This is a genomic window from Paraburkholderia sp. SOS3 (assembly GCF_001922345.1).
Lineage (GTDB): Bacteria > Pseudomonadota > Gammaproteobacteria > Burkholderiales > Burkholderiaceae > Paraburkholderia.
Genome location: NZ_CP018811.1, coordinates 1,850,341 through 1,862,688, shown reverse-complemented (window position 1 = coordinate 1,862,688; position 12,348 = coordinate 1,850,341). Strand labels below are relative to the sequence as shown.

Genomic DNA, 12,348 nt, shown 5'->3' with positions numbered 1-12,348 from the left:
GTGATCACCGTGTTGTCGGGTATGCGTTGCGTTGTGCGAGAAATGCCGCGAAATGACGTTGTTCCTCGCGGCCCATCCATGTGTTGATTTCCCAGAGATCGGCGACCGGCGCGTCCGTAAACGGCAGCGTATGCAGATAGCGGTCGGGGCCGAATTCGGGCGTCATGGTGGTTTCCGTGTAGCCGCCGGCAAGCTGCGCATTCCACAGCAACTCCCAGATACGGCGATGCGACGCGAGGCAGTCCGCGTACTCGGGCGCGGCCGGATGCGGCACCTGCGGACCTTGCGGATAACCGACGCGCCCATGCACGTGATGCGCATGCGGAGCGAGTTCGACGAGCGTGTCCCACTCGCTATCGAGCAGCCTTTCGCAGACCACCGCCCAGTGACTGAAGTCGCAAGTCAGCTTCAGTTGCGGCACCGCGCGCACGACATCGCGCGTGATCCACGGATTGAAGAACGAGCGGCCGCGGTGGGTTTCGAAGCTGCAGATCACGCCGTGCCTTGCTTCGAGTTCGAGCGCGCGTGCGAAGAAATCGATTTGCATCGGCGCGGACCACGCATCGCAGCCTGCGATCACATTGCAAAAGCGCGGCCGCAAGGGCTTTGCCCAGATCAGCTTCGCCTCGAGATCGCGCAGATGATCGTCAGGCGTCGCGCTGCGCTCGGGTACGTAGCTGCCGGCGGTGGTGATTTCCGCGATGAAGTCGAGCCGCTCGTCGGCCAACGCGCGCGCGAAGTCGTCGCGCCTGGCTTCGCCGGCCGGCACCTGCGCCTCGATGCCGTCGAACTTCGCCGCTCTCACGAGTGCGCCGGCCTCGCGCGGGCCTCCGGCGAATCCCCAGAACGTCTTGAATAGCGCGAAACGCATCGCCGTCCTTTTTATATGCAAAATTGCATGCAATACTACATGTTAAACACGACGCGTCAAAAAACATTCGCGGCGGCGGCGCGTGCCGCGACGGCGCGCCCGTTTCGCGGGCCTGTTCGCACGTAAACCGTGCACGTCTCCTTGTGCTGGTGAATCGATGAAAAAGAAAATAGCCCGGAACAAAGCGCAGGCCATCGCGCGTGCCATCCTCGACATGGACTTCGAGTGGTCCGCGCAATTCGGCGAGTTGGGACTCGCCGACCTCAACTACAGCGATCTGTTCTGTCAGATGTGGGCCGACCCGCACGAGCAGTTCGCCAAGACCGCGCTTTACGATTTCATGCCGGGCGTAAGCCGCCGGACAGCGGTCCGTTATGTGCAGCAACTGATCGATGCGGGCTGGCTCAGCGAAACGAGCGCTGCGCATGATCGCCGCATCAAGCATGTGCGGCTAGCCGCGGCGATCGAGGAGCGGCTCGAACAGTTCCTTGCATTTGTCCATCAGCGCTTCTCGACGCTCGATCGCTCGTAAGCAATGCGTCGCGACATCCTTTCGGCGGCCGAAGCGCATGCGCGAATGCGGATATCGCCTGGCATGCTTCTGGCTTCGCGCAACACCCGAGAGGTGCGGCACCGTCGCATCTTAGGGATGCTAGGGTTCCGGTTCGTCACGCGAACGTCTGGTCCGAGAGCAGCCCGGTGCGCCCGCGAAGCGAAATCCGCAGTCGATGCTTCGCAGGCCGCACTACACGGCGGGACAAAAGCCCGGGAGATCCGCGATGGCGACGATAACGGCCGCCGTCGTGCCTCTCCGTGGCCGGTCCCATGCACAGCAGGAAACCGGTCATGACGCCGGCACGCACACCGAAGCTCGTGTGCGCCGCTTGCGCGATTCATTTCGATAACACTTCACCCGGTCTCCTGGAGCACACAATGAAAGCATTCGAATACGCACGCGCTCAACTTCTTGCGTCCCGTACGCTGCGGCGCGGCCTTGCCGGAGCGGCCGCGGCATTTGCCGTCGGCCTGACGTCGGCGTCGGCGCAGGCGGCCGCGCCGCTCAAAATCGGTTACAGCGACTGGCCGGGGTGGGTGCTGTTCCAGGTCGCGATCGACAAGGGCTGGTTCAAGCAGGAAAACGTCGACGTCGATTTCGAGTGGTTCGATTACTCGGCGTCGCTCGATGCATTCTCGGCGGGCAAGCTCGACGGCGTCGGCGCGACGAATGGCGACGCGCTCGTGACCGGGGCAAGCGGTGCGAAGAACGTGATGATCCTGCTGACCGACTATTCGAGCGGCAACGACATGCTCGTCGCGAAGCCGTCGGCGAAAACGGTCGAAGCCTTGAAAGGCAAGAAGGTCGGCGTCGAGGTCGGACTCGTCGATCACCTGCTGCTCGATACGGCGCTTGCGAAGCACGGCATGAAAGAGTCGGACGTGACGCTCGTCAACGCGAAGACCAACGAATTGCCGCAAGTGCTTGCGTCGTCACAGGACATCGCGGCGATCGGCGCATGGCAACCGAGTGCCGGCGAAGCATTGAAACGCGTGCCGGGCTCGCGTCCGATCTTCACGTCGGCCGATGCGCCGGGGCTCATCTACGACGCGATCACCGTCAATCCGGCAAGCCTCGCATCGCGCAAGGCGGACTGGGCCAAAGTGCTCAAGGTCTGGTACCGGTGCGTGGCCTACGTGAACGACCCGAAAACGCAGGCCGACGCAGTGAAGATCATGTCGGCGCGCGTCGGCCTCACGCCGGCGCAGTATCTGCCCTTGCTGAAGGGCACGCATCTGCTCGATGCGGCGGCGGCGAAGAAGGCGTTCGTCAAGGGCGACGGCCTCGATTCGATCTACGGATCGAGCGCGAACGCGGACAAATTCAACGTGCGCAATGCGGTCTACAAACAGCCGCAGGATGTGAATGCGTATATCGATCCGTCGTTGGCGAACGCGGCGCAATGATGCGCAGTGTGATGCGCAGTGGTGATTTGCGCGTGCTGACACGGAACCGGCACGCGACCCGAGCGGGGCCGTAGTCCGGAAGGGCGGCAGACGATCGCCGCCCTTCCCCGTCACGCCATCGGCTGCGCGGCGAAACTGCCCGCGAACGCCTCGAACCCTTCAACCGGCAGCGGCCGGCAGAAGTAATACCCCTGATACGCATGACACCCGGCGCCCGCGAGAAAATCACGTTGCGCTTCGGTTTCGACGCCTTCGGCGATCACCCCGAGACCGAGGCTCTGCGCGAGCGCGACGATCGTGCGCGCGATCACGGCGTCGTTCGAATCGACGAGAATGTCGCGCACAAACGACCGGTCGATCTTCAGCTGATCGAGCGGCAAACGCTTCAGATACGACAGCGACGAATAGCCGATGCCGAAGTCGTCGAGCGAGAACACCACGCCTTCGGCCTTCAATGCGGCCATCTTCTCGATGATGTCCTGCACGTTGTCGACGAGCACGCTCTCGGTCAGTTCGAGCTTGAGGCGGCGCGGATTGGCACCGGTGCGCTCGAGCACGTCGAGCACTCGTTCCACGAAGCGCGGTTCGCGGAACTGCTGGGCGCTGACGTTGACCGCGACCGTCAGATGCGCCATGCCCGGCTGCGTGGCCCACTGCGCGAGCTGCAGGCAGGCGGTTTCGAGCACCTTGTCGCCAAGCGCCAGAATAAGTCCTGTCTCTTCGGCCAGCGGAATGAAATCGGCCGGCGCGACAATGCCGCGCTCCGGATGTTGCCAGCGCACGAGCGCTTCGGCGCCGGTCACGCGGTCGCCGTCGCTAACCTGCGCCTGGTAGTGGACGAGGAACTGGTCTTCGTCGATCGCGCGCCGCAGCGCCGCCTCGAGCGCTGCGCGTTCGACCACGACCGTCTGCATCGCCGGGTCGAAGAAGCACATCGCATTGCGGCCGCGTTCCTTGCATTTGTACATGGCGAGGTCGGCCTGCTTCAGCAGTTCGTCGATCGACGCCTCGTGCCCCTGGAACACGGTCGCGCCGATGCTCGCACTCGTGCGGTAGTCGACGCCTTCGAGCTGACAGGCGCCTGCGAGCACCGAGAGTATCGATTCGCCGATCGCTTCGGTCTGACTCGCGGCCTCGTCGCGCGAGGCGCTCAGACTGCCGAGCACGATGACGAATTCGTCGCCGCCGACGCGCGCGACCGTGTCGCCTTCGCGTGCGCAGCCCGACAGACGCGCCGCGACCTGCTGCAGCAGCAGATCGCCCTTGTCGTGGCCGAGCGTATCGTTGAGCGTCTTGAAGTTGTCGAGATCGAGAAAGAGCAGCGCGCCGCACGTGCCGGTCTGCGCGCTGACCGCGATCGCCTGCCGCAAGCGGTCCCACAGCAGCCGGCGGTTCGGCAGCCGCGTCAGCGCATCGAAGAACGCCAGTTCCTTGATCCGCTCTTCGGCGATCTTGCGCTCGGTGATGTCGTGATGCGTGCCGATGTAATGCGTGACCGCGCCGTTCTCGCCGGTCACCGCAGTGATCGTCAGCCATTTCGGGTAGATCTCGCCGTTCTTGCGGCGGTCCCAGATCTCGCCCTGCCAGCCGCCGTCGCGATGAATCGTGTCCCACATCTCGCGATAGAACGCCTTGTCGTGCCGCCCCGACTGCAGCATGCGCGGCGTGCGCCCGACCACTTCCTCGACGGCGTAGCCCGTGCATTCCGTGAAGGCCGAGTTCACGCGCAGGATCGTGCCGTCGGCGTCGGTCACCATCATCCCTTCGAGCGATTCGAACGCGACCGCCGCGATGCGCAACTCTTCTTCGAACCGCTTGCGCTCGGTAATGTCGCGGCCGCTCATGCGAAAACCGGTAAGCAGGCCCTTGGCATCGTAGATCGGCACCCAAGAGGCCGATAGCCAGATCAGCGCACCATCCTTGCGGACGCAACGAAATTCGAGGTCGCCGCCGCGCAACCCCTGACGCCCTTTCAACAATTCGGGTGCGACGCGCGGCATGTCGTCCGGATGAATCAGCGTGCCGGCGAAGTCGTGCATCGCCATGCATTCGTCGACGCTATAGCCCGTGTATTCGAGCACCGACGGGTTGATCCAGCGCGGCTTGCCGTCCGGGCCCCACCATACTTCGAGGTTCACCGTGCAGTCCGCGATCGCCCGGAACTTCTCTTCGCTTTCGCGCAATTCGCGCGTCATCGTCGAGGCGAGCCGCATCGCACGGCTGCGGCCCGTCACCATGAACCATGCAAGCAGCGCGAGCAGCACCGAGAGGCCTCCGCCCGTGCCCGAGATGAGCCATTCGGCATTGCGGCCGAAGCGGGCCACGAAGCGGTCCTGCGCGGCAAGCGAAAGCGTCCAGTCGTGCCCGTCGACGACCAGATACTCGTGCGCCGAGAGGTCCGACGGCACGTGGCGCGCCTCTTGATCCGACGAGCGGTACAGCAGCGTCGCGGCCGACGGTTCGACGCCGTCGTAGATCGCAAGCGACAGGCCGGGCGGCTCCTCGCCGTACAGGCTCGCCACCACGTCGTGCATGCGGAACGACGCGTAGACCCAGCCAAGCAGATGCGCGCGGCGCTCGGCGACCGTGTCGAGCGGCTGGCCTTGCCGATAGACGGGCAGATACATGACGAAACCGGGCTGGTTCTGCTTGTCGCGATCGGCTGCCAGCGTGACCTTGCCCGAGATCGTCGCGAGCCCCGAATCGCGCGCCTTCTCCATCGCATCGCGGCGCACCGCGCTTGCCCATGAGTCGAAGCCGATCACGGTGTGCTGCCTGTCGATAAACGGCAGACGCTCGATGATCGGCGCATAACTGTCGCGCCGGCCTTCGGGTGCGATCGCATAGTCGGCGCCGGCGGCATTGTGCATCAGCGTCAGATGGGCCGCCAGATCGGCTTGCGGCACCCATTGGATCAGCCCGATCGCCTGCATGCCGGCGAGATTCGCATCGGTGTTGACCGCACTGACGTAATCGCGAAAGCGCGCGCGATCGAGCGTATTGGTCGCGATGAAAAGACCCTGCACGCCACGCAGCATCTGCTCGTACGACGCCATGCGCTGTTCGATGCGGCTCACGGCGTCGCCGAGCGCGTACGTGAACTGCGAACGCAGTTCGTGCTGCGAAGCATGGCGCTCGTGGTCCCATACTGCCCACGTCAAGATCAACGCGGAGCACAGGATGACGAGCGGAATCAGGATGAGGCGCGCCCGGTTCACGGCGGCGGCATCTGGAAATCGACCATGGAGTCCGCCAGGTCGGGTTTGAAGTATTTGCGGAAAATCCGCCGCACGGTGCCGTCGGCGCGCATCGCGTCGACGAGCGCGCGCCATTTTTCGCGTTGCTTTGCCGACAGCGCCTTCTTCGACATGATGAGGCCGTGAGGCACTGCCGGATCGTTGAATTCGATGATGGTCGTCACGTCGCGGATTTTCTTTTCGTCGATCGCCGGATAGTCGAACGGCTCGATAATCATGCCCTGTATGCGCTTCAGGATCAGCGCCTGATAGAGCGGCTCGAGCCCACCCGCCAGGCTAACACGGTTTTCGGCGCTCAGCGTGTCGACGAGATGATTGGCCGAGTCGCTATAGCGAAAGCTGCGGATCACGCCGAGCTGGAAACGGTCGCCGCGCTCGAAGTCGGACAGTGCGTGAATGCCGGCGTCCTTGCGCACGAGAAGATAATACTTGTCGCTGAAGTACCACGCGAACGATGCGTACTGGTTGCGCTCTTCGTTCGTGATGCCGGACAGACTGAAATCGAGCGCGCCCGATTCGATGAGCTTCCAGATGCGTGCGCGCGACATCAGGCTCACGCGGATCTCGCAGCCGCTGCGGCGCGCGAGTTCGTCGGCAAAATCCTTGTCGATGCCCGAATCGGTATCGGGCGAATAAAGCAGCCCATGGTCGTGCAGTGCGAGCGTAAAGGGTCGCGTGCAGTCGGGACCGCCAGCGGCGCTTGCGTCGCCGATGCCAAGCGCGAGCAGCACGCCGAATTGCAGACTGATTCGCAGGCCTGGAAGCAGCCGTGGAAGCAGGCCTGGAAGCAGGCTAGCTAGGACTTGCCGTATCACTGGGCCTCCGGCGCAGGAAATCGGTCAGATAGCGTGATTCTGCGGACGCTCGACAACGGCCATGCGGGCGGACCGTCGGTCAGCGGACGCCTCTTCGACAGATATCAAGCAGAGCCAGCTCGCGTGGTCGTTCAGCCACGATCATGCGAAAAGTCGCTCGTGCACACGATACATGCCGATGCACTGCAGCGTGCAACATCGCGGCTCGCTGCAGTGTCCAGCGTACTTCCCACCATAGTCTGTTATCGGCAAGCATTCGTGAATCCTGAAGAGTCGCTCCTCTAATTCAGAATGAATACCGCGGCTATCGCACGCTCAGCCGGGATGCTTTTGTGCCGCGACTTTGGTCAGGAAAGCGCCGATTTCGCGGTTCTGGAAATCGACCTCCGGTTGCGTGACGCCGGCCGCCGAAAAATGACCGGACGGCCAGCGCGGCTCGATCGATTCGAATTGTGCACCGTGCACGTAGCGTGCGACTTCGAGCGCCTCCGGCTCCGGATTCAGCAGATCGCCGACGCCCGCCAGCACCAGCATGCGCGCGCGGATCGAGCGCAGCGCCTGATGGTAGTCGCCGTTGAAGCCCGGCGTCGTGCCGAGGTCGTGCGCATCGTAGGCCCAGGTCTGGTAGATCCAGTTGCGCGCATCGAAGTTTTTCCAGGCGCTGTCTTCAGTCTTGCGTAACCACTGCGCGGCTTCGTTCTGTGTGGCGTCGCCGTCGGGCACGGTGTTCTTCATCAGTTCCGGCGTGCGCGTGATCAGCGCAAGCGTACCGGCCCAGAGCCGCATCCCCTGTTCGGGCTCCGTTCCCTGACGGTAATGGCCGTTGTCCCACGCGGGGTCGCTCATGATTTCCTCGCGCGTCAATTCGAGCACCGTCTTCGTCCACGGCGGCGTGCGGCCGAGCGGCACGATCGGCACGAGCGCATCCATCATGTCGGGGTGGCTCACGCCCCACTGCAGCGTCTGCATACCGCCCATCGACGCGCCGATCACCGCGAACAGATGCGTAATGCCGAACTTGCCGGTGACGAGCCGGTACTGCGACTCGACCATGTCGCGGATCGCGAAGCGCGGAAACGCCATGCCCGGTTGCTTCACGCTGTTCGACGGCGACGTGGTGAGGCCGTTGCCGATCGCATCGGTCGTGATGATGAAGTAGCGGTTCGTGTCGAGCGCCTTGCCCGGCCCGATCAGATAGTCGAGACGATGGTGCGTGCCGCTGATCGCCGTCACCATCAGAATCGCGTTCGATTTGTCCGCGTTGAGCGTGCCGTAGGTTTCGTATGAGATCGAGAAGTCGTCGATCGACTGCCCGCTCTCGAGCGGCAGATCGCCTTCCGCATAGCTGCCGGTCTGGCCGCCGGCCGGCTGCGGCATCTGCGCCTGTACGGCACCGGCCAGGCCGGCGATGGTTGCGAATACAAACAAATGGCGTGCAAAACGCATGCGTGTGTCTCCGTTCCTGTGGGGTATTTGACATCGATGTCAGACGGTCGAAAGCCGCCTCGTCGACGGCCTCGCGGATTGTCCCATTCGATGCGTTTGTGTGCAGGACGGCGGGCAATGCGTGGGTCGAGCGGCGCGCGCGGGTTGGGCGGCGCGCGCCGCACGCGAGCGTGATGCGCGGTTATGGGTGTCCGCGGAACAGCGCGCACAGGCGAAACACATCTTCGCTGATCGGAAGTTGCCTCGCCTTGCAGTAGCGCGTCGCGAGCTTCAGCAGTTCCTTGATGTCGCGACCGCTGGCCTTCGGGTAGCGAACCGTCAGTTCTTCGATCAGCGCGTCATCGAGATCGGCGCCGAACTGCTCGGCCAGCAGTTTCCACAGCAGCGTCGCGTCGGCTTTCGACGGTATTTCATAGTGGATTGTCGCGATGCAGCGCGACAGGATCGCATCGTCGACGTCGCCGATGCGGTTGGTCGTCATGAACATGAGGCCGTTGAAGTACTCGAGCGTGCGCAGGAACTCGGCGACGATCGCGTTGTGCTCGAGATCGTTGTCGCGGCGGCGGATATAGACGTCGGCTTCGTCGAGCAGCAGGATCGCGTCCCAGCGCATCGCGCGGCGCAGCACGCCGGTCAGGGCCGCGCCGACCGACGCGGCCGTCGTGCCGAGCTGCCCCGAATGCACGCGGTAGAGCGGCTTGCCCACGACTTCCGAATAGATCTCGGCGGTCAGCGTCTTGCCGAGACCCGGCGCACCCTGGCACAGAATGGTCGTGCCGCCCGACTTGCCCGAGACGAAATCCTGCACGAGCAGGTCGAGGTCCGACGTGAGGATGTCGATCAGATCGCGGTGGTCGCCGGGCAATACGAGCTTGTCGCGCAGTTCGGGCTGGTAGCGATACTCGGTCAGATGCTGTACATGCGCCCAGACGTTCTTGTGCCATTCGAGATGGAACAGATGAACGTAGCAATGCAGCGGAATTCTGTCGAAGCCCGTTTCGATGCCGGCATTGCGCCAGAAACTCGGGTCGCAGGTCATCTCGAAGCGGCGTTCGAGCCGCTCTTCATCGTTGACGCACTTCGCTGTCACGCCGTCGACAATCCGTGCGAGCTCGGGCGTTCCCTTCGCATCGATCGCAAACACCGCCTTCGTCACGAGAAACTGCTTGCCGAAGCGGCGCTGGTATTGCAGGAAACGCTGCGCGTGCTGTTCGTATTCGCGCCGAAACTCCGCGCACTCCTTGTAAAAGCCGAACTCGGCGAGCAGCTCGGGAATCGTGCGGTCGACGATGTCGCTGCGGTTCAGCATCAACGACGTCGTCATCCCGGAGCGACGCTTGCTGTAGTCGGTCTGCTCCGAATTGGCCGACTGCATCGTATTCGCGACCATGTCGACGACGACATACGGGTTGCCCTGCTCCGGCTCGACGTAGCGCATGCGATGCACGAGCCAGGGCAACAGCGTGCCGTCCTTGTTGCGTCGATAGAGCCACCCGTCGATCGCATCGCGCGACAGATACGCGATGAGGCCCGGCACGAGCTGATCGAGCGATGGAATCACGCGCGCGTGCGGCGCGTTGTAGATGCCGTCGAGCGCAAGCATCTGAAACATGAGCCCGCGATCGTCCTGCATCTTGCTCAGCGTGTACAGCGAGTTCAGCGACTGCGCATCGAAGAGCTTGCTCGAGACGATCATGTTGCCGTGACAGATACAGTGCGCCTCGAGCTGCCTCGCAAGCGGCGAACCGGTTCCGATCAGGCCGAGCAGCGGGTGAATCAACGATTCCGGTATTTCAAAGTCCATTCGTGTGTCTCCCGACCGCGAGTTCGTGCGCGCTTATGAGCGCATATGAGCGCTTGTGCGCCGTGGTGCACGCTCGCGATCGCTATTTGTCATGCCGTGCGCTGCTGCAGAAAGAACGCTACCGCGCGCTCGACGACCGGCGGCTGAATCGCATGCAGTCCGTTGAACTCGATGTATTGCACGTCGTAGCCCGCGGCCTTGAGCTTCGCCGCATTCGCACGGCCGCTCGAGGCAATCGGCAACTGCTCGTCTTCGAGGCCGTGCGCGATCAACACTTTCGGTGCGCCTTCCTGGATGAAGATCGAGAAGAAGCCGCCCGAAAACGCAATCACGTGGCTCGCGATATCGCCGTTCGTGATACCGATCGACAGTGCGTAGCTTGCGCCATCGGAAAATCCCGCGAAGGCCAGATGGCGACGGTCGACGCGATAGCGCGAAGTGACTTCGGTCAGCGCCTGATGCAGCCGTTCGAGGTCGGGGCCATTGCCGCCGATTACGATGTCCCAGGTCGGATAGGTCGAATGCGGTGCGAGCACGAGAAAGCGGTGTTGCTGCGCATGTGGCTCGATGAAGGGCAGCACTTTCTCCGGGAAGCCGCCCGCGCCGTGGAACATGATAAAGAGCGGGACGGGGGCGCTGCTTTCGCTCAGACCGTCGGGCACGAAGAGTACGGCGTCGCGATCTTCGGCAAGGCCAAGGCGGTGACGCCCCGGTGGCAGCGGGCCTTTGGACGGCTCGGCGTGCGTGAACGACAGACGGCCTAGCAACGACGGATCGAGCATGGGGAACCTGAACAGGGACAGAGCTGATATATGATATATCAGGCGTCGAAAAGATGGTGCGAAAAGCGCTCGGGCTCGGTGTTTACGCCAAGGTCGAGGGGCCGTCGAAACGAGGTGTTCGATGGTCGATGATCGATGAGGCGGCAGTCGCGATTCACCGATGCTTTCGCACGAGAGTCTGAACTTGGCCGAGCTTGACAGCATTGCTCAAGATCGCGACCGGCATGCGGCACTCACGTTCAAAGAATCAATTTGACGCACGCAAGTGATGCTCACCGCGGCTCGTGTCTGTTATACTTGCCAGCTTTCGGGGCGTAGCGCAGCCTGGTAGCGTACCTGCATGGGGTGCAGGTGGTCGGAGGTTCAAATCCTCTCGCCCCGACCAGACAAAAAAACCCGCGTCAGCCAAAAAGCTGTCGCGGGTTTTTGTTTGCCTATCCATATCAAAGCAACATCGAAGCAACACCGAGATGGCATTGCGACACCATCGGGATGCAATTCAATGCCCGAGCAGATCGATCACGTGCAGCAACTCCTTGCGCAACTGATCGACGTCGACAGTCGCCATCGACTGCGTAACGACGGGTGCTTCAGCCTCTTCGCGCTCATCCGCTTCGCGCTGCGCGCCGCCATGCGAATCCAGACGATTGCGCGCGCCGTTGATCGTGAAGCCCTGCTCGTAGAGCAACTCGCGAATCCGACGAATCAGCAGTACTTCATGATGCTGGTAGTACCGACGATTGCCGCGCCGCTTGACCGGCCGCAACTGCGTGAACTCCTGCTCCCAGTAGCGCAACACATGCGGCTTCACGCCGCAGAGTTCGCTCACTTCGCCAATCGTGAAATAGCGCTTGGCGGGAATCGGAGGCAAGACGACTTTTTCGATCGTCGCTGTCATCGTCAGTTAGCCGTCGTGGTGGGTTGCGCAGGAACGCGCGCGTCTCGATTATTATCGATCAGCTATCGATCAGCGCGTGAGGCTTGCCTCGGCGCCGTTTTCAACGATCGCCTTCAGCTTCTGGCTTGCATGAAACGTGACGACGCGGCGCGCGGCAATCGGAATTGCCTCGCCGGTCTTCGGATTGCGCCCGGGACGCTGCGGCTTGTCACGCAACTGAAAATTGCCGAAGCCCGACAGCTTCACACTGTCGCCGCCTTCGAGCGCGTCGCGAATCACTTCGAAGAACGCTTCGACCATGTCCTTCGCTTCGCGCTTGTTGAGCCCGACATTGTCGAACAGCAACTCGGCAAGTTCGGCCTTCGTCAGCGTCGGTGTTTCAGCCGACGCGCCGGCAGATGATGTCGGAATATCGCGAATCATGGCGCTACGCTGCGCCGTAAGAAGGGCTTCGAAATCACTCGAGTTCATTTCATTCATATCTGTCAAATGGCGCGCAAGCTGAAACGGAGA

10 protein-coding genes, 1 tRNA gene and 1 riboswitch are annotated in these 12,348 nt (G+C 62.7%); of the genes, 3 read left to right on the top strand and 8 right to left on the bottom strand.

What is annotated here, in order from left to right; genetic code table 11:
- Positions 1-4 precede the first annotated feature (4 nt).
- A complete protein-coding gene (locus tag BTO02_RS08555; RefSeq protein ID WP_075156672.1) occupies positions 5-871 on the bottom strand; it encodes a sugar phosphate isomerase/epimerase family protein in 867 nt (288 codons plus the stop codon).
- Positions 872-1,028: 157 nt separating this feature from the next.
- Between BTO02_RS08555 and BTO02_RS08550 the strand changes: the two genes are divergently transcribed.
- Together BTO02_RS08550 and BTO02_RS08545 are read left to right on the top strand one after the other, a co-directional pair.
- A complete protein-coding gene (locus BTO02_RS08550) occupies positions 1,029-1,403 on the top strand; it encodes a MarR family transcriptional regulator (RefSeq protein WP_075156671.1) in 375 nt (124 codons plus the stop codon).
- Between the two features lie 109 nt (positions 1,404-1,512).
- Positions 1,513-1,645: riboswitch (guanidine-I (ykkC/yxkD leader) on the top strand.
- Between the two features lie 159 nt (positions 1,646-1,804).
- Complete coding sequence (locus BTO02_RS08545) at positions 1,805-2,833, top strand: ABC transporter substrate-binding protein (protein WP_075156670.1); 1,029 nt, start codon at positions 1,805-1,807, stop codon at positions 2,831-2,833.
- Positions 2,834-2,943: 110 nt separating this feature from the next.
- Here the strand turns inward: BTO02_RS08545 and BTO02_RS08540 are convergent, their stop codons facing one another.
- The 5 genes from BTO02_RS08540 to BTO02_RS08520 form a co-directional block, all read right to left on the bottom strand.
- Positions 2,944-6,051 carry a bifunctional diguanylate cyclase/phosphodiesterase gene (locus BTO02_RS08540; RefSeq protein WP_075156669.1) on the bottom strand — a complete coding sequence of 1,036 codons (3,108 nt, stop codon included), beginning with the start codon at positions 6,049-6,051 and terminating at the stop codon, positions 2,944-2,946.
- On the bottom strand, positions 6,048-6,845 hold the full coding sequence (locus tag BTO02_RS08535; RefSeq protein WP_156883889.1) for a transporter substrate-binding domain-containing protein: 798 nt from the start codon (positions 6,843-6,845) through the stop codon (positions 6,048-6,050). The genes BTO02_RS08540 and BTO02_RS08535 overlap by 4 nt, the downstream gene beginning before the upstream one ends.
- 375 nt (positions 6,846-7,220) lie before the next feature.
- Positions 7,221-8,351 (bottom strand): alpha/beta fold hydrolase, encoded by a 1,131-nt coding sequence (locus BTO02_RS08530; protein ID WP_075156668.1) that lies wholly within the window; start codon positions 8,349-8,351, stop codon positions 7,221-7,223.
- A 181-nt stretch (positions 8,352-8,532) separates the two neighbouring features.
- Entirely contained in the window at positions 8,533-10,155 is a 1,623-nt protein-coding gene (locus BTO02_RS08525; protein WP_075156667.1) for an AAA family ATPase, read from the bottom strand.
- A gap of 89 nt (positions 10,156-10,244) precedes the next feature.
- On the bottom strand, positions 10,245-10,937 hold the full coding sequence (locus BTO02_RS08520) for an alpha/beta hydrolase (protein WP_075156666.1): 693 nt from the start codon (positions 10,935-10,937) through the stop codon (positions 10,245-10,247).
- A gap of 308 nt (positions 10,938-11,245) precedes the next feature.
- On the opposite strand from BTO02_RS08520, the gene BTO02_RS08515 reads away from it, so the two are divergent.
- A tRNA-Pro gene (locus BTO02_RS08515) sits at positions 11,246-11,322 on the top strand.
- A 114-nt stretch (positions 11,323-11,436) separates the two neighbouring features.
- On the opposite strand, the gene BTO02_RS08510 is transcribed toward BTO02_RS08515, so the two are convergent.
- Both BTO02_RS08510 and BTO02_RS08505 read right to left on the bottom strand, forming a co-directional pair.
- Positions 11,437-11,835, bottom strand: coding sequence for a MerR family transcriptional regulator (locus tag BTO02_RS08510; protein ID WP_075156665.1), 399 nt, complete (start codon positions 11,833-11,835; stop codon positions 11,437-11,439).
- Between the two features lie 69 nt (positions 11,836-11,904).
- Positions 11,905-12,315, bottom strand: coding sequence for an integration host factor subunit alpha (locus BTO02_RS08505; protein WP_075156664.1), 411 nt, complete (start codon positions 12,313-12,315; stop codon positions 11,905-11,907).
- Positions 12,316-12,348 lie beyond the last annotated feature (33 nt).